This is a genomic window from Sphingomonas adhaesiva (assembly GCF_036946125.1).
In the GTDB taxonomy this organism is placed as follows: Bacteria; Pseudomonadota; Alphaproteobacteria; order Sphingomonadales; family Sphingomonadaceae; genus Sphingomonas; species Sphingomonas adhaesiva_A.
This window is the reverse complement of the sequence record NZ_JAQIJT010000002.1, coordinates 861855-879389: the sequence shown is the minus strand read 5'-3', so window position 1 is coordinate 879389 and position 17535 is coordinate 861855. Positions and strand designations below refer to the sequence as shown.

The 17535-nt window shown below is 70.3% G+C and carries 18 protein-coding genes; 3 read left to right on the top strand and 15 right to left on the bottom strand.

Annotated features, from left to right (window positions below; translation table 11 throughout):
• Positions 1-98: 98 nt before the first annotated feature.
• Entirely contained in the window at positions 99-1076 is a 978-nt protein-coding gene (locus PGN23_RS10435; RefSeq protein WP_335302811.1) for a glutathione S-transferase family protein, read from the top strand.
• Between the two features lie 170 nt (positions 1077-1246).
• On the opposite strand, the gene PGN23_RS10430 is transcribed toward PGN23_RS10435, so the two are convergent.
• Positions 1247-3346, bottom strand: a complete 2100-nt coding sequence (locus PGN23_RS10430) for a prolyl oligopeptidase family serine peptidase (protein WP_335302810.1) — start codon at positions 3344-3346, stop codon at positions 1247-1249.
• 30 nt (positions 3347-3376) lie between these two features.
• Here PGN23_RS10430 and ppk2 point away from each other — a divergent pair, with 30 nt between their 5' ends.
• Positions 3377-4123: a polyphosphate kinase 2 gene (gene ppk2, locus PGN23_RS10425; protein WP_335302809.1), complete on the top strand. Its 747-nt coding sequence runs from the start codon at positions 3377-3379 to the stop codon at positions 4121-4123.
• A gap of 139 nt (positions 4124-4262) precedes the next feature.
• Here ppk2 and nadA read toward each other — a convergent pair whose 3' ends face one another.
• The 11 genes from nadA to leuC all read right to left on the bottom strand — a co-directional run bounded on the left by nadA (position 4263) and on the right by leuC (position 13820).
• A complete protein-coding gene (nadA, locus tag PGN23_RS10420) occupies positions 4263-5261 on the bottom strand; it encodes a quinolinate synthase NadA (protein WP_335302808.1) in 999 nt (332 codons plus the stop codon).
• Positions 5262-5315: 54 nt separating this feature from the next.
• Entirely contained in the window at positions 5316-6041 is a 726-nt protein-coding gene (locus PGN23_RS10415; protein WP_335302807.1) for a DUF4230 domain-containing protein, read from the bottom strand.
• Positions 6023-6883 carry an MBL fold metallo-hydrolase gene (locus tag PGN23_RS10410; RefSeq protein ID WP_335302806.1) on the bottom strand — a complete coding sequence of 287 codons (861 nt, stop codon included), beginning with the start codon at positions 6881-6883 and terminating at the stop codon, positions 6023-6025. Before PGN23_RS10410 ends, PGN23_RS10415 begins: the two co-directional genes overlap by 19 nt.
• A 128-nt stretch (positions 6884-7011) precedes the next feature.
• Positions 7012-8697: a M56 family metallopeptidase gene (locus tag PGN23_RS10405; RefSeq protein WP_335302805.1), complete on the bottom strand. Its 1686-nt coding sequence runs from the start codon at positions 8695-8697 to the stop codon at positions 7012-7014.
• Positions 8694-9062 carry a BlaI/MecI/CopY family transcriptional regulator gene (locus tag PGN23_RS10400; RefSeq protein ID WP_335302804.1) on the bottom strand — a complete coding sequence of 123 codons (369 nt, stop codon included), beginning with the start codon at positions 9060-9062 and terminating at the stop codon, positions 8694-8696. The genes PGN23_RS10405 and PGN23_RS10400 overlap by 4 nt, the downstream gene beginning before the upstream one ends.
• A gap of 556 nt (positions 9063-9618) precedes the next feature.
• On the bottom strand, positions 9619-9936 hold the full coding sequence (gene grxD, locus PGN23_RS10395) for a Grx4 family monothiol glutaredoxin (protein WP_335302803.1): 318 nt from the start codon (positions 9934-9936) through the stop codon (positions 9619-9621).
• 27 nt (positions 9937-9963) lie between these two features.
• Positions 9964-10197 (bottom strand): BolA/IbaG family iron-sulfur metabolism protein, encoded by a 234-nt coding sequence (locus PGN23_RS10390; protein WP_335302802.1) that lies wholly within the window; start codon positions 10195-10197, stop codon positions 9964-9966.
• A gap of 6 nt (positions 10198-10203) precedes the next feature.
• Positions 10204-10527: a DUF1476 domain-containing protein gene (locus tag PGN23_RS10385; RefSeq protein WP_335302801.1), complete on the bottom strand. Its 324-nt coding sequence runs from the start codon at positions 10525-10527 to the stop codon at positions 10204-10206.
• Positions 10528-10641: 114 nt separating this feature from the next.
• Positions 10642-11643, bottom strand: a complete 1002-nt coding sequence (locus tag PGN23_RS10380; protein ID WP_335302800.1) for an NADPH:quinone oxidoreductase family protein — start codon at positions 11641-11643, stop codon at positions 10642-10644.
• On the bottom strand, positions 11606-12247 hold the full coding sequence (gene leuD, locus PGN23_RS10375; RefSeq protein ID WP_335302799.1) for a 3-isopropylmalate dehydratase small subunit: 642 nt from the start codon (positions 12245-12247) through the stop codon (positions 11606-11608). Before leuD ends, PGN23_RS10380 begins: the two co-directional genes overlap by 38 nt.
• Before the next feature lie 142 nt (positions 12248-12389).
• Complete coding sequence (gene leuC, locus PGN23_RS10370) at positions 12390-13820, bottom strand: 3-isopropylmalate dehydratase large subunit (protein WP_335302798.1); 1431 nt, start codon at positions 13818-13820, stop codon at positions 12390-12392.
• Positions 13821-13946: 126 nt separating this feature from the next.
• Between leuC and PGN23_RS10365 the strand changes: the two genes are divergently transcribed.
• Positions 13947-15221: an MFS transporter gene (locus PGN23_RS10365; RefSeq protein WP_335302797.1), complete on the top strand. Its 1275-nt coding sequence runs from the start codon at positions 13947-13949 to the stop codon at positions 15219-15221.
• 10 nt (positions 15222-15231) lie between these two features.
• Here the strand turns inward: PGN23_RS10365 and PGN23_RS10360 are convergent, their stop codons facing one another.
• Genes PGN23_RS10360 through PGN23_RS10350 form a run of 3 tightly spaced genes read right to left on the bottom strand, consistent with a single transcriptional unit; the run spans position 15232 to position 17480 of the window.
• Positions 15232-15918: a glutathione S-transferase family protein gene (locus tag PGN23_RS10360; RefSeq protein WP_335302796.1), complete on the bottom strand. Its 687-nt coding sequence runs from the start codon at positions 15916-15918 to the stop codon at positions 15232-15234.
• Positions 15919-16554: a CoA transferase subunit B gene (locus PGN23_RS10355; RefSeq protein WP_335304574.1), complete on the bottom strand. Its 636-nt coding sequence runs from the start codon at positions 16552-16554 to the stop codon at positions 15919-15921. It abuts the gene before it with no gap.
• Positions 16554-17480, bottom strand: a complete 927-nt coding sequence (locus PGN23_RS10350; RefSeq protein WP_335302795.1) for an HAD family acid phosphatase — start codon at positions 17478-17480, stop codon at positions 16554-16556. Before PGN23_RS10350 ends, PGN23_RS10355 begins: the two co-directional genes overlap by 1 nt.
• Between the last annotated feature and the right edge of the window lie 55 nt (positions 17481-17535).

The window sequence follows — 17535 nt, the reverse complement described above, 5'->3', positions numbered from 1 at the left end:
GTTTCGCAAAGGTCCTGCCTTCCCCAGGGAACGGTCCCCCGGTACGAACCCTTCCCTATCCCTGCGCGTACTGCCCCCGAACAACGCGAGGGACACGCATGGGCAAGATGATCGACGGCGTCTGGCACGCCGGCAAGGTGACCGAGGATTCCGCCGACGGCAGCTTCAAGCGCCAGGATTCGGGCTTCCGCGACTGGATCACCGCAGACGGCAGCCCCGGCCCCGACGGCCAGTCCGCCCGCCCGGCCGCGCCCGGCCGCTACCATCTCTACGTCAGCTATGCCTGCCCCTGGGCGCATCGCGCGCTGATCCTGCGCGCGTTGAAGGGGCTGGAGGACGCGATCGCCGTCTCGGTGGTCGATCCGGTGATGCTCGACGACGGCTGGACCTTCGCCACCGATCGGGGCGGCACCGGCGATCCGCTTCACGGCAGCGACTTCCTCTGGCAGCTCTACGCCCGCGCCCGCCCCGGCTACTCCGGCAAGGTCACCGTCCCCGTCCTGTGGGACCGCGACACCGACACCATCGTCAACAACGAATCGGCGGAGATTATCCGCATCCTCAACACCGCCTTCGACCATCTCGGCGGCGCGCCGGGCGACTATTACCCCGCCGATCACCGTGCCGAGATCGATGCGATCAACGCCGATGTCTACGACACGGTCAACAACGGCGTCTACAAGGCCGGCTTCGCCACCACGCAGCAGGCGTATGAGGATGCCGTCCGCCCGCTGTTCGCCACGCTCGACCGGCTGGAACGCCGCCTCGCCTCACGCGACTGGCTCGTCGGCGATGCCATGACCGAGGCCGACATCCGCCTCTTCACGACATTGGTGCGGTTCGACGCCGTCTATCACGGCCATTTCAAGTGCAACGTACGGCGCATCCAGGACTATCCCGCGCTGGAATCGCTGCTCGAGCGGATGCTCGCCGATCACCGCATCGCCGCGACCGTCCACCTCGACCACATCAAGACGCATTATTACGCCAGCCACCGCGACCTGAACCCGTGCGGGATCGTGCCCGTCGGCCCCGACCTGCCTTGGGCGCACCTCCTCCCGTCACCCCGGGCGTGACCCGGGCTCACGGCGGGACCGTTGCAAAACGGTTGCCGCAGCACCGGGCCCACGCCGTGCTCCTGCGCAGGCAGGAGCCCAGCGCCAGGCAGAACAACGCCGTGTGGGACGTGCAACCCCGGGCGCCAGCCTGCGCAGGAGCACGATACAGCCTTTTGCAAAGGTCTCGCTCAGGGCCGGGGTGGCGGCGATCCCATCAATTCCTTGCGCAGAAACGCGTTCAGGATCGCCGCCCGCCGCGCATCCTCGGCATGATCCGCGCCCACCGAATGCCCGCCCTCCAGATATTCGCGGTAATAGACCCGGTTGCCGTTCGCCTTCAGCAGCGCCGCCAGCTTGCGCGCATGTCCCGGATGCACGCGATCGTCCTTCGTCGACAGATAGAAGAACGCCGGCGGGTAGGCGACGCCCGGCTTCACGTTCTGATACGGCGAATATGGACGGATGAACGCCCAGTCCGCGGGCTTGTCCGGGTCGCCAAATTCGTCGATCCACGACGCGCCCGCGGACAGATGCGTGTAGCGCTGCATATCCTCCAGCGGCGACCCCGCGATCACCGCACCGTACAGATCGGGGCGCTGCTGCATCGCCACCCCGACCAGCAACCCGCCGTTCGAACGCCCCGAAATCCCGATCCTCTTCGGCGCCGACACGCCGCTGCGCACCAGATCCTCCGCCACGGCATGCAGATCGTCGAAGACATTCTGCCGTTTCTCGCGCAGCCCCGCCTGATGCCATGTCGGCCCGTACTCGCCCCCGCCGCGCAGGTTCGCGAGCACATAGGCGCCGCCTTCCTCGACCCAGAACAGCGCCAGCGGCCCGGCGCGATACGGCTGGTCGGTCAGGTACGTCGGCGTCTGCGCGTTGCGGAACCCGCCATAGGCGTGGATCAGCACGGGCATCGGCCCCTTCGCGCCCTTCTTCGTCACCAGGAAATAGGGTACGCGCGTCCCGTCCTTCGACGTCGCGAACCGCTGCACCACGTCGAACTGCGCGGCATCGAACCGCGCCGGCAGCGATTGCACCGTGCGCGGCGCGCCCTCGGCATCGACCAGATACAGCGTCGGCGGGGTCAGCATCCCCTCCACCGTCACGAACGCCGCGTCCCGCGCCCCCACCGTCGCGCCCAGGTGCAGCGTGCTGTTCGCCGGCAGCGGCACCGGCGTCGCCGTCCAGCGCGCATCCGCCCCGCGCCGCAGCGCCAGCAACCGGCCCGAAACGTCGTCCAGCACCTTCACCCACAGCACATCGTCGCTGGCCGTCACTTCCTCGGTCGCCTGCGACGCGCCCGGCGCCATCACCAGCTCGCCCCTGGGCGTCCGCCCCGCGGCGATGTCGCTCAGCGACCACGCGACCAGCGCACCGACCGGAAACCCGTCCACCGCGCGATTCAGCCGCGCCACCGCGCGCCCGTCGATCACGGTCTGGACATCCGCCCCCGGCGGCAGCCCCAACGGCACCAGCCGCCCGTCCGCCATCACCAGCGACCGCGCCCGGTCGAAGAACGACCGCCCCACCGTGACCATCGGCCAGCGGCGCCGCCGGTCGACGAACGCGCCGACATCGACCTGGACGACCGATGCCGGACTTTCCTGCACCACCCGTGCGGCCGCCAGCGGCGTGCCCCGCTTCCACAATTTGGCGATCCGCGGATAGCCCGACGTCGTCAGCGACCCCGCGCCCCAATCCGTCGCCACCAGCAACGTGTCACGATCGACCCAGACCGCATCACCCTTCGCCGCCGGCATCGCGAAGCCGTCCGCGACGAACGTCCCGCGCGCCACGTCGAACTCGCGCACCACCTGCGCATCGGTCCCGCCGGGGCTCAGCCGCACCAGACAGCGCGCATAGTCCGGCTCCAGACAGTCCGCGCCGTGCCAGACCCAGCTCTGGCCCTCCGCCTTGCCCAGCGCGTCCACGTCGATCAGCGTGCGCCACTGCGGCGTGCCCGCGGCATAGCCGTCGAGCGCCGCGACGCGCCACAGTCCGCGCGGGTGCGCCGCGTCGCGCCACAGGTTCAGCACGCGGTTCCCGATGACGTCGTCGGGCTGCGCGATCTGCGCCTCGTCGTCCAGGATCGCCTTCGCCCGCGCGCGGTCCTGCTCGAACCGCGGCGTCCGCGTCAGCGCCGCCTCGGTCTCCGCATTCCATGCCGCAACCTGACGCAGCGCGCGCGCGCCTTCCACATCCTCCAGCCAGCGATACGGATCGACCGCCGGCGCGGCGGCGAGCAGGACGGGAAGGAACGCGGACGACAGCAGGGCTTTCATTCCCGCAGCGATTATCGAACGGAGACGCGGATGGCCAGCGGCGAGCATGATGACGATACCCTCCAGCTCGGGCTGGTCCGCATGCAGGCGGCGATGGCGAAGAGCGGCGACCGCGCCGTCGTCGTGCTGGAGGGGCGCGATGCCGCGGGCAAGGACGGCACCATCAAGGCGATCACGAAGCATCTGTCGGTCCGCAACACCCGCGTCGTCGCGCTGCCCAAGCCCAACGACCGCGAGCGGACCGAGTGGTATTTCCAGCGCTACGTCGCGCACCTGCCCGCCGCGGGCGAGCTCGTGATCTTCAACCGCAGCTGGTACAACCGCGCCGGCGTGGAGGTGGTCAACGGCTTCTCCACCGCGACCGAGCAGGCGCAATTCCTGCGCGACGTCCCCGATTTCGAGCGGATGCTGGTCGAAAACGGCATCCGGCTGGTCAAGCTGTGGCTCGACATCGACCGCGACGAGCAGGCCGAGCGACTGGAAAAGCGTCGCACCGATCCGCTCAAGGCGCTCAAGGTGTCCGATCTCGACCTCGTCGCGCAGGACAAATGGAAGGGCTATTCCGCCGCGCGCGACACGATGCTGGCGCGTACCTCGACGCCGATCGCGCCATGGACGTGCGTGCTCGCCGATCACAAGAAGCGCGCCCACCGCGTGGTCATCCGCCATCTGCTTCACACGCTGGCGCCGGAGAATATCGCCGCCGACATTCCCGCGCCCGATGCGGAGGTGCTGTTCGCCTACGATCCGACGACGGCGGAGCGGCTGGCGAAGTAGGTTATCGCCATCCGTCACCCCGGCCTTGAGCCGGGGTCCCGCCTCTTCGTGTGCCGCCCGTCAAGAAGCGGGACCCCGGGTCAAGCCCGGGGTGACGATGTCATTGGGTCACAAGGATCGACCTGCGGGGAAACCGAGCTCAATCCCCCGTCACCTTCGCCGGGCCCAGGTCGCCCTGCCCCACGCTGCCCGCCGCCATCGACAGCATCGCATCCAGGCTCTTCTTCGCCCGCACGCGCAGGTCCTCGTCGATCTCGATCCGCGGCGTCAGGTCGCGCAGCGCCACGTACAGCTTCTCCATCGTGTTGAGCGCCATGTAAGGGCAGATGTTGCAGTTGCAGTTGCCGTCCGCGCCCGGCGCACCGATGAAGGTCTTGCCGGGCATCGCCTTTTCCATCTGGTGGATGATGTGCGGCTCGGTCGCGACGATCAGCGTATCGCCCGGCATCGCCTGCGCATATTCCAGGATGCCGCGGGTCGAGCCGACGTAATCGGCATGGTCCAGGATGACGGCCGGACATTCCGGATGCGCCGCGACCGGCGCGGCCGGATGCTGCGCCTTCAGCTTCATCAGCTCGGTTTCGCTGAACGCCTCGTGGACGATGCAGACGCCCGGCCACAGGATCAGGTCGCGCCCGGTCTTGCGCGCCAGATACCCGCCCAGATTGCGGTCGGGGCCGAAGATGATCTTCTGATCCGCCGGGATCTGGCTCAGGATCTTTTCGGCGGACGACGAGGTGACGATGACGTCGGACAGCCCCTTCACCGCCGCGGAACAGTTGATGTAGGTCAGCGCGATCGCATCCGGATGCTGCGCGCGGAACGCCGCGAATTGCTCCGGCGGGCAGCTGTCCTCCAGCGAGCAGCCGGCATCCATGTCGGGCAGGATCACCGTCTTCTCGGGCGACAGGATCTTCGCCGTCTCCGCCATGAACCGCACGCCGCAGAACGCGATCACGTCCGCATCGGTCGCCTGCGCCTTGCGGCTGAGGTCCAGGCTGTCGCCGACGAAATCGGCCAGATCCTGTATCTCGGGCTTCTGGTAATAATGCGCGAGGATGACGGCGTTGCGCTCCTTGCGCAGTCGCTCGATCTCCGCACGCAGGTCGAGGCCCCGAAGGTTGGTCGGCTGTTCCATGCCAGCCAGATGGCCCGCATCGGCGGCGGGATCAAGCGGATGCTGACGGGTTCGTCAACGCGCGTTCCCCATCGCGTCCGTGCCCAGCACCTCCTGCAACGACCGCGTCAGATCCCATTGCGGATCGTCGCCCCGCCGCGGCTCGCCCGCGAAGCGCACCTTCACCGTCACCGGCAGCCCCGCCGCGGAGAGCGTGCCCGCGAACAGCCGTTCCAGTGCGGCGCGCCCGTTCTCGCGCGCCCTGGCGATGTTCTGCGGCTCGCGCGCCTTGGCGGCGACCACCTGCGTCGCGGTATCGGACACCCGCTTCTGCATCTGCGCCATCGCGTCGCGCCCGACGAACAGCCCGGAGGTCTGGTCGACCGTCACATGCGCCTCGTCCACGTTGGGCCGGCCGACGACCACGTCCGGCACCTCGACCAGCAGCGTCCGCCCCTTCGCATCGTAGCGGAAATCGCCGGGATCCAGCGGGCGCAGGTCGACGAAATAATCGACCTCGTACGGCGCCTTCACCACCCGCGACGCCTTCAGCCACCCCCACCACCGGCTGCTCGCCGCCGTCGCCTGCACCGTGCCCGACAGCCGGCTGACGCGCAGGTCGCTGCTGCCGTACAGCCGCCCTGCGACCACCCGCGCCACCGCCAGCCCGTTGTCGTCGGTGGCGACGGTATAATCCTGCGTATAGCGCCGATAGCCGATCAGCGCCGCGACGACGATCACCACCGCCAGCGCGATGGCCAGCGCGCTGCGCCCGATGCCGGTCAAGCGATCACCCGCCACGCGTCCCCCGCCGCCGCGACCATTCCGCGCCGCTCCAGGTCGATCAGATGCGCCAGCACCGATCGCTCCGCCGCCCCGAACAGTCGCGGATCGAGGCCGACGTACATCTTCTCGACCATCGCCGGGATCGCGCGCGGCGCCTCCGCCAGCAGCCGCAATATCTGTCCCTCCCGCTGGCGGCGATGTCCCAGCATGCCGCGCACCAGCCGTTCCGGACGGTCGATCTCCTGACCGTGTCCGGGGTAGAAGACGCGGTCCTCGCGCCCCATCAGCTTCTCCAGGCTCGCCATGTAATCGGTCATGTCGCCGTCGGGCGGGGAGACGACGCTGGTCGACCAGCCCATGACATGGTCGCCCGAAAAGAGCGCGCGTGTCTCCGGCAGCGCGAAGGCGAGGTGGTTCTTCGTATGGCCGGGCGTCGCGATCGCCTGCAGGGTCCAGCCTGCGCCGCCCACGGTGTCGCCCTCCGCCAGCACGCGGTCCGGGGCGTAATCGGGATCGAACGCATCGTCGGCGCGCGGCCCCTCGTCCGTCAGCGCGAAGGGTGCCGCGCCCACGATCGGCGCGCCCGTCTCGCTGCGCAGCCGGATCGCGCCGGGCGAATGGTCGCGGTGGTGATGGGTGACGACGATCGCCACCACGGGCCGCCCCGCCACCAGCCGCAACAGCGTGTCGTGATGCGCCGCATCCGCGGGCCCCGGATCGACGATCGCCACGTCGCGCTCGCCGACGACATGCGTCTGGGTGCCGGTATAGGTATAGGGCGACGCATTGGGCGCCAGCACCCGCGTCACCAGCGGCTCCAGCGTCATCGGTACGCCGGTGGGAATGTCCTCTGCCATCCCCCCCGACATGGCGAAGCGCCGGGGGCGGCGCAAGGCTTTGGCACTCTTGATCATCGCGGGCGCAGGGTCTGACGCCGGCCGTGCACCGGGTCGCCCCGGGGGTCATGCACGGCCGGCGGAAGGCGTCAGTCGTCCTGCGACGGCTGGGCCTTCATCTCGTCGATCGAGCGATCGATGCTGTCGAGCGCGTGGCGGCGCTGTTCGTCGCTCAGGCCGTGCGTGGCGAGCACGCTCTGGCGCGCACGCTGCAGCGAGACCAGCGACACGCGCTGCGCGACGCGCGCCTGCGCCGCCGCCTGCCGGCTCATCGCATCGATCCGGTTGGTGCAGACGATCATCACCCGGCGCTCGCCGTCGCGCGCGCTGATGACGGTCTGGCGGACGCTATGCCCCTCGCCCTCGCCGCAGGAGCGCTGCACCACCGTCGGCGCGCGTGCCGCCAGCGCCGCGGCGCTGTGCGCCTGACGCTCGACACCGCGCGTCTGGCGCTCGATGTCGCGGGTCTGGCGCTCGATGTCGCGCGCATGACGCTCCATGTCGCGCGCGAAGGCGGCCTCGTCCCACGCCGCCGGGGGAGCCGGGGGTGCCGGGGGCGCGGGCGGCGCCACGTCGCCGGGCACGGGCGGCACCGGCGGCGCCGGCGGCACCGGCAGCGGATGCGCGGCAAGATAGCGCGCGGCCTCCGCCCCCTCGTAGGTGCGCGTCTCGCCGTTCTTCACCACGACGATCCGCGTGTGCCGGCCCTGGCCGCCCTCCGGCACCGCAGGCGCGGCGGGCGGCTGCGGCAGCCCGGGGGTCGCGGGCACCGCCGGTGCCGCGATCGTATGCAGCGCGGACACCGGCTTCAGCGCGGCGATATCCACCCCGGTCGTCTCCTCGACGGTCGTGCGCACGCGCTCGGCGGCCTGCGTCCCGGAGGCGGTCGCCCCCAGCGCGGTCAGCGCCAGCGCCGCGATCGCGCCGCCCCCCGCCGCCACGCGGCGGCGCGACACGCCCTTGTTGCCCAGCATCCTCAATCTCCCTTTCAGATCCTTGACGGTGTTCAGATGGCACGTCGGCGATACCGCGCGGCCGTGCGCAGCCTTCACGACCGCGCAGCCATAGGCATGCCGCGCCGCCGCCCCGCAGCGCGCCAGCACATGCGCATCGTTGGCCAGCTCCTGATCGGCACGGAATGCGCGAAAGGCGATCCAGGCGAGCGGGTTGAACCAGTGGAGCGCCAGCATCGCCAGCGCGACCCAGTTCGCGATCAGGTCGCCGCGCGCATGATGCCCCAGCTCATGCTCCAGCGTCAGCGCGCGCTCATGCGCGTCGAACCGCGCCGCAAAGTCGCGCGGAAAGGCCACGACGCGGTCGATCACCCCGAACGCCAGCGGCCCGTTCGCCGCCGCGCTCTGCACGATCGTGACCGACTTCACCCGGTCCACCGCCACGCCGTGATGCAGCACCCGCCAGCGGAACCGCCAGTATCCGACGACCTGCCACGCCATCAGCGCCACCGCGCCCGCGCTCCACAGCAGCACCGCCGCCTCCGCCCAGCCGATCGGCACCGCGGCGTCGGCGACCGGCGGCAGCGTCACCACCGGCGCGCCCAGGTACAGCGTCAGCGGCTCGGCCGCGGGCAATACCGGCAGCGCCTCGCCCCGCCACCCCTCGGGCAGCGGCGGCAACAGCATCCGCGCGACCGGGATCGCCCACAGCGCATAGGCCACCTGCGCCCCGAAGGCGCGCCGCACCGGCACCCGCACCACCAGCACCGCCGCCATCAGCAGCGCGGAGGCAAGCACCGCCTCCATCGCCCAGGCGCTCATTGTTTCAACGCCTTCAGCAGCGCCTCGATCTCGGAAATATCCTGATCGGTCAGCGCGTCGCGTTCCGCCAGATGCGCCACCAGCGGGGTCAGTCTGCCGCCGAACAGCCGGTCGATCAACCGCCGCGACTCGCCCGCGACATAATCCTCGCGCGCGACCGCGGGGCGGTACAGGTAGCGCCGGCCATCGACCTCGTGCGCGACCGCCTGCTTGGCGAGCAGCCGCCCCAGCAGCGTCTTGACCGTCGCCCCGCTCCAGCCGCGCGCGGGGTCGACCCGCTCCGCCACGTCCTGCGCGGTGAGCGGGCTGTCGTCCCACAGCACCTCCATGACCGCATGCTCGGCATCGCTGATCCGTTCCGCCACGACTCGACCCTCTCATCAACTACGCTTGTAATCGTCTCGATTACGTCCGTAGTCAATAGGCCGGTTCAGGTGAGTGTCGGTCTTCCTTACAAACGGTACGGTGCCCAGGCCGCGCTTAACCATCGCATCCCGCGGCGTTCCTCGCATCGCGCGGCGCTGGCACGCCTCCTGCTACGGGTATGGCGCACCGAGCGTGGACACGCTTCAGCCGGGCGGGGTGTCGCTCTTCGATCTCGCGACCCCCGCCCGCACCCGGTGCCGCCGCCCCCCCCCCCCCCGCCGTCATGCCGGACTTGATCGAGACCTCTGCGAACGTCGTGGATCGCTCGATGCTTCCGCCGTTCCCCGGCGCAGGCCGGGGCCCAGTTGGCGTGGCTTTTCCGTCTGTTACCACCGTCCCCCAGCTGGACCCCGGCCTTCGCCGGGGAACAAGGAACCGAGATTCGCAGAGGTCTCGGACACGGCCGGGGTGACGGACCATGGGGGGCAGCGTCATGCAAAAAAGACGGCGCGCCCTCCCGGACGCGCCGCCACCAGCGTCAGCGGAAACCGACGCTCATTTCGCCGTCGCGAACAGCTCCGCCAGCTCGCCCGATTCGTACATCTCCATCATGATGTCCGACCCGCCGACGAATTCACCCTTCACGTACAGCTGCGGGATCGTCGGCCAGTCCGAATAGGCCTTGATCCCCTGTCGCACGCCCTGGTCCTGCAGCACGTCGACGCTCTCGAACTCCGCGCCCAGCCGCTCCAGGATCGCGACGGCGCGGCTGGAGAAGCCGCACTGCGGGAACAGCGGCGTTCCCTTCATGAACAGCACCACGTCGTTGTTCTTCACCACCGCATCGATGCGGGCGTGGGAATCGTCGGTCATCGTCTGATCCTCAGAAATCATGCGCACTTACTTCGGGACGGCGGTGGTCAACTGCAAGGCGTGGAGCACGCCCCCCATCCGCCCGCCGAGCGCCGCATAGACCGCCTGATGCTGCTTCACCCGCGGCATCCCCGCGAACGACGCCGCGGTGACGCGCGCCGCCCAGTGATCGTTGTCGCCGGCCAGGTCGGTCATCTCGACCTCCGCATCGGGGATGCCGGCCTTGATGAGTGCGACGATCTCCTCGCCCGCCATCGGCACCGCGGCCTACTCCGACTGCATCAGCTGGCGGCGCGCCTCGACGGTCTTCTCGTCCAGCACCTGACGCACCGTGGCCTCGTCGACGTCCAGCCCGGCGGCGGTCAGGTCGCCGAACAGCTTGCGCACCACGTCCTCGTCGCCGGCTTCCTCGAAATCCGCCTGGACGACCGCCTTGGCATAGGCGTCGGTTTCCGCCGGGGTCAGCCCCATCAGCTCGGCCGCCCATTGCGCGGTCAGCCGGTTGCGGCGCGCGGTAATGCGGAACGCGACTTCCTCGTCGCGGGCGAACTTGGCTTCGAAGGCGCGTTCCCGGTCCTCGAACGTGGTCATGGTGGCTCCCGTTGTGCAGTTGCGGTCGGGCTTAGAGCGGCCGGAGGCGAGGCGCAACATGCCCCCGCCGCCCAACCGTCATCCCCGCGCCGGCGGGGATGACGATCTCGGCGCCTACTCCGCGACCCGTACCACCAGCTTCCCGATCGCGCCGCGCGCGGCCATCTTCGCGATCGCGTCGCCCCCCTTTTCGAACGGGAACACCTCGGTCACGCGCGGCGCGATCTTGCCCGCCGCCCACATGTCGAACAGCTGCTGGATGTTGGCACGATTGCGCTCCGGCTCGCGCGCCGCGAACGCGCCCCAGAACACGCCCGCCACGTCGCAGCTCTTCAGCAGCGTCAGGTTGAGCGGCAGCTTGGGGATGCCGGCGGGGAAGCCGACCACCAGGTAGCGCCCCTCCCATCCGATCGAGCGCAGCGCCGGCTCGGCATAATCCCCGCCGACCGCGTCATAGACCAGCTGGAACCCGGCCTTGCCGCCCTTTTCCTTGAACTGGTCGGCCAGCGCCTTGCTCTCGTCCTTCGAAAACGGGGCACGGCCGTAGATGATGACGTCGTCGGCGCCCGCGTCGCGCACCGCCTGCGCCTTTTCCTCGCTGGAGACGGCACCGACGACGCGCGCGCCGAACGCCTTGCCCAGCTCGACCGCGGCCAGCCCCACGCCGCCCGCCGCGCCCAGCACCAGCAGGTTGTCGCCTTCCTTGATATGGCCGCGGTCGACCAGCGCATGGATCGTCGTGCCATAGGTCAGCAGCATCGACGCGCCTTCCTCGAACGACCGCTCTTCCGGGACCGGATAGACGTTGTCGGCCTTCGCGACGAATTTCTCGACCAGCGCGCCGTTGCCGCTGTTGCCCATCACGCGGTCGCCCACCTTGAAGCGCGTGACGCCCTCGCCCACGCTGTCGACCACGCCGGCGAACTCACCGCCCGGCGCGAACGGGCGCTGCGGCTTGAACTGGTACTTGTCCTCGATGATGAGGACGTCGGGATAGTTGATCGCGCACGCCTTGACCGCGACGACCACCTCGCCCGCGCCCGCCGCGGGTTCGGGCAGCTCGCCGATCTCCAGAGTTTCAGGTCCGCCCGGCGCCCTCGACAACAAGCCCTTCATAACCGCTCTCTCCCTTGATCCAGGGCCGCTCGCTGTCGAGCCGCTCCTCGAATTTCGAAATCGCGGTATCCTTTGCCAGCGTCAGGCCGACTTCGTCCAGCCCCTCCATCAGGCAGCGCCGGCGGAACGGGTCGAGTTCGAAGGCGAAGCGGTCCTGATACGGGGTGGTCACCGTCATCGTCTCCAGATCGACGGTGACGGGCTGGTCCCCCGGACTTTGTTGAGCGACCTCCAGCAGGCGGTCGACCTGCTCTTGCGGCAGCACGACGGGGACGATCCCGTTCTTGAACGCATTGCCGGAGAAGATGTCGGAGAAGCTCGGCGCGATCACCGCCTTCACGCCCATGTCCGCCAGCGCCCAGGCGGCATGCTCGCGGCTCGACCCGCAGCCGAAATTGTCGCCCGCGATCAGGATCGGGGCGCCGGCATAGCGCGGATCGTCGAAGATGTTGCCGGGCTGCGCGCGCACCGTCTCGAACGCGCCCTTGCCCAGCCCCGATCGCTTGATCGTCTTCAGCCAGTGCGCAGGGATGATGACGTCGGTGTCGATATTCTTGGCACCCCAGGGATAGGCGGTGCCCGAAACCTCGCGGACCGGCTCCATCGCGTCAGCGCGCCGGGCGGCTGGCGGGCATGGCGGGACGCGCGATCGCGGCATAGGCCGCCACGCCGCTCAACACCGATCCCGCGATCAGGAACACCAGCACCTTCTTCATCGTCCGTCCCCTTCGAAATCCGTCGTCCAGTCAGCCCATCAATTCGCGCACGTCGGCCAGCCGCCCGGTCACCGCCGCCGCGGCCGCCATGGCCGGCGACAACAAATGGGTACGCGCGCCAGGTCCCTGACGTCCCACGAAATTCCTGTTGCTGGTCGAGGCGCAGCGCTCCCCCGCGGGCACCTTGTCCGGGTTCATCGCCAGGCACATAGAGCAACCCGGCTCGCGCCATTCGAACCCCGCCTGCACGAAGACGCGGTCGAGCCCCTCCGCCTCCGCCTGCCGCTTCACCAGCCCCGATCCGGGGACCACCATCGCGCGCACGCCGTCCGCGACATGCCGCCCGCTCGCCACCGACGCGGCGGCGCGCAGGTCCTCGATCCGGCTGTTGGTGCAGCTGCCGATGAAGACATGCTGCACCGGCACATCCTGCATCCGCGTCCCCGGCGCCAGACCCATGTAATCCAGCGACTTGCGTGCCGCCTCGCGCTTCGACGGATCGGCGAAGCTGTCGGGTTCGGGCACCACGCCGGTGATCGGCACGACGTCCTCCGGGCTGGTGCCCCAGGTGAGCGAGGGCGCGATATCGGCGGCGTCCAGCACCACCGTCCTGTCGTAGCGCGCGCCGGCGTCGCTGGGCAGCGTGCGCCACCATGCGACGGCCTTGTCCCAGTCCGCGCCCCTGGGCGCCATCGGCCGCCCCTTCAGATAGGCGAAGGTCGCCTCGTCCGGTGCGATCATCCCCGCGCGCGCCCCGCCCTCGATCGACATGTTGGCGACCGTCAGCCGCCCCTCGACCGACAGGTTGCGGATCACCTCGCCGGTGAATTCGATGACATGGCCGGTTCCGCCCGCCGCGCCGATCCTGCCGATGATCGCCAGCACCACGTCCTTCGCGCTGACGCCGTAACCCAGCGTACCGTCGACGCGGACCTCCATCGTCTTCGACGGCGACAGGATCAGCGTCTGCGTTGCGAGCACATGCTCCACCTCGCTCGTGCCGATCCCGAAGGCGAGCGCGCCCAGCGCCCCGTGCGCCGAGGTGTGGCTGTCGCCGCACACCATCGTCGCGCCCGGCAGCGTGAAGCCCTGTTCCGGCCCCACGACATGGACGATCCCCTGCCGCGCCGACAGCGCATCGATATAGGGGACGCCGAACTCGGCCACGTTCTGGCGCAGCGCGCCCAGCTGCTCCGCGCTCTCGCGATCCGCGATCGGCAGCTCGCGGCCCTGCGCATCGACGCGCGCGGTGGTGGGCAGATTGTGGTCGGGCACCGCCAGCGTCAGGTCGGGACGGCGCACGCGACGCCCCGCCGCGCGAAGCCCCTCGAACGCCTGCGGGCTGGTGACCTCGTGGACGAGGTGGCGGTCGATATAGATCAGGCAGGAGCCATCGTCCCGACGCTCCACGACATGGGCGTCCCAGACCTTTTCGTACAATGTGCGCGGCGTCTTCGACATGATGCGCCCGCGTTAACCCAGTTACGCGCCGTCGCGAACCCGAAAAGCGCGCAGCCGGCCGGGCACCAACCCCGCCAGCCGACGTTGAGGCCGCCGGCGCGGCTCCGCGTCGACCGGAGTTCTACCATGGCATCCGTCGCTTCCGCCCACCCGCCGCGCCCGCATGCCGCCCCGCCGTCCCCCGCGGCCGACTCCGCCGCGCGGGCGCTGGACTGGGTCAATTTCTTCCTGGCCGACGTCCGCGACGGGCTGGGGCCGTATCTGGCGATCTACCTCGTCTCCGTGCGCGGGCCGACGCACGGCTGGAACGAGGCGACGACGGGCATGGTGATGACCATCGCGGGCCTCGCCGGGCTGGCCGCCACCGCCCCCGCGGGCGCGCTGGTCGACCGCCTCCGCGCCAAGCGCGCGCTGCTGGTGGTCGCCGCGCTGGCGGTCACGCTCGCCTCGCTGGCGCTGCCGTTCGTCTCCGGCTTCACCGCGGTCGCCGCGACGCAGGCGCTGGCCGCCATCGCCGGGGCCGCCTTCGCCCCTGCCATCACCGGCATCACGCTCGGCATCGTGGGCGCGCGGGCGTTCACGGCGCGCGTGGGCCGGAACGAGGCGTTCAACCACGCCGGCAACGCCGTCTCCGCCGCGCTGGCGGGATTGCTGGCGTGGAAACTGGGACCGCAGGTCGTCTTCTGGCTGATGGCGCTGCTCGCCGCCGCCTCGATCGCGGCGACGCTCGCCATCCCCGGCGGCCGCATCGATCACGACGTCGCGCGCGGGCTGTGCGCGGATGAGGACGGCGAGGCTTGCGACGCCGCGCCGCAATCAATGTGGCACGTGCTGCGCCACACCCGCGGGCTGGCGGCGTTCGCCGGCGCGGCCTTCACCTTCCATCTCGCCAATGCCGCGATGCTGCCCTCGGTCGGCCAGCTCCTCGCCCACCGCGTCGGCGGCGGCGCGGCGACCTCGCTCATGTCCGCCTGCATCGTCGGGGCGCAACTGGTGATGGTGCCGGTCGCGATGGTCGTCGGGCGCCATGCCGATCGCTGGGGGCACAAGCCGATCTTCCTCGCCGCCTTCGCGGTACTCGCGGCGCGCGGCGTCCTGTACACGCTGTCGGATGCCGCCCCGTGGCTGCTGGCGGTCCAGTTGCTCGACGGCGTCGGCGCCGGCATCTTCGGCGCGCTGTTCCCGGTGGTGGTCGCCTCGCTGACGCGCGGCAGCGGCCGCTTCAACGTGGCGCAGGGCGCGGTGGCGACGGTGCAGGGACTGGGCGGCGCGCTCAGCGCCTCGCTCGCCGGCTGGCTGATCGTCACCGGCGGCTACCACCTCGCCTTCCTGACGCTGGCGGCGATCGCGGGTGCGGGGCTGGCACTGTACGTCGTGATGATGCCGGAGACGGCGGGCTAGGCCGCCGGCGTCACGCCGCGCGATCGTCGCGCGTCACCGTGCCATGGGCCGCTACCTCCGCCTCGTGCCCGTCCTCGCGGAACGTCTCGGCCAGGGCGGCACGCTCCCATTCGAGCATCGCGGGATGCGCCAGCACCGCCTGCACCCATCGCGCGCCGACATCGCCAACATCGATCCCCCAGCTCCGCACCCGGAACGCGACCGGGGCGTAGAAGGCATCGACCGCGCCGAACGCCTCGCCCGCCAGCCACGGACCGCCGAAGCGCGCCAGCCCCTCCGCCCACAGCTCCGCGATCCGCGCCACGTCGCGCGCCAGCGCCTCAGATTCGCGCGTCGGCGTCACCCGCTGCCCCACCGTCATCGTCCGCTCGCGTCGCAGCGCACCGAACCCGCCGTGCATCTCCGCCACCGCACACATCGCCCAGCCGCGCGCCGCCTCGTCCGCCGGCCACACACCCGCGTGCCGCTCGGCGAGATACAGCGCGATGCCGAGCGAGTCCCACACCGTCCGCTCGCCGTCCAGCAGCACCGGCACCTGCCCCGTGGGCGAGAACGCACGGAAGGCGGCGTGATTGTCGAGGCTGACGAACGGTTCGACGCGATCCTCGAACGCGACGCCCAGCGCCCGCATCAGCAGCCACGGGCGCAGCGACCAGCTGGAATAGTTCCGGTTGGCGGTGACGAGCGTATAGGCCACCTACGCCTCGTAGTGCGCGGTCGTCTTCGCCTTCACCTCGTCCGCGGTCACGCCCGGCGCCAGCTCGATCAGCCGGAACGGCGACTGGTGATCCGCGCGCTGGAACACCGCCAGGTCGGTGACGATCATGTCGACCACGTTCTTGCCCGTCAGCGGCAGCGTGCATTCGGGGATGAACTTGGGCGACCCGTCCTTGGACGTATGCTCCATCACGACGATGATCTTCCTGACGCCCGCGACCAGGTCCATCGCGCCGCCCATCCCCTTGATCATCTTGCCGGGGATCATCCAGTTGGCGATGTCGCCGTTCTCGGCCACCTCCATCGCGCCCAGCACGGTCAGGTCGATGTGCCCGCCGCGGATCATCGCGAAGCTCTGCTCGCTGCCGAAATAGGCGCTCTGCGGCAGTTCGCTGATCGTCTGCTTGCCGGCGTTGATGAGATCGGCGTCGACCTCGTCCTCATAGGGGAACGGCCCGATGCCGAGCATCCCGTTCTCCGACTGGAGCGTCACGGTCATGCCCTCGGGGATGTTGTTCGCCACCAGGGTCGGGATACCGATGCCCAGGTTGACGTAATAGCCGTCGCGCAGCTCCTTCGCCGCGCGTGCCGCCATGCCGTTGCGATCCCACGCCATCATTTCGCTCCTTCGACCGGAGCGTCGTCGCTCCAGCGCTTGCCTTCCGGGAACGTATCGTCCCACCCCGCGCCCAGCCCGGTGCCATAGACCGGGTTGGGCAGCACGAACCATCCGGCACCCCAGCGGTCGCGCAGCGCCGCGACGCTCGGCAGCATCCGCCGCCCCCGCGCCGGTGCGGGTCCCGGCGGGTTGAACAGATCGGCGAAGTCGCCCAGCTGATCGCCGACCAGCGCCAGCACGCAATATCTCGCCGCGATCGCCTGCCGCCGTCCGTCCTTGCCCGACCTGCCGTCGACGTCGCCCTTCAGGAACAGCGTCTCGCCGTGGCGGAACTCGCCCAGTCCGGCGTCGGCCAGCGCGCGCGCGGTATCCGCGGCATGCGCGGCGGAACGGTTGGTGTTGATGACCACCGTCACCCCCATCGCCCGCAGCGCACGGAACGCCGCCACCGCGCCGGGCACCGCCACGACCCGGTCCGCGCCGCCCGTCTCCCACCGCTCCCACCGCTTGCCGTCGTAGACGGCGCCGGTGCGGGCATCGTTATATTCATAGCCCAGGTTCAGCACCGCGGTTTCGTCCATGTCGAGCACCACCGCGGGCGGCAGGACGCCGCAGCGCAGCGTCTCCGCGGTGGCCGCGGTCGCTCCCGGCGCCAGCACGGCCGAGCGCGGCCAGCGCGGGCTCGTTCCTTCGGCGCGCTGATGCGGCAGCCGCCCGCGCGCATCGCGCGCCTTGTCGAGCGTGGCGCGGACGTAGCCGGTCAGCGCATTATACGCCTGCTCGCTGAGCGCCGCCGCTTCCGCCGAGCCGTAGAGATAGGCCATCGCCGGCGGGACGGTATCGGTCGGGATCCGCGCGGCAACGGGTTCGGGCGCGGGGACAGCGTTCGTCGCGCACCCCGTCAGCAGCAGGAGCGCCGCCAAGGCCCCCCTACGTGGGAGGGAGGGGTTGGGGATGGGTCGGGTCCAGGCGATACGG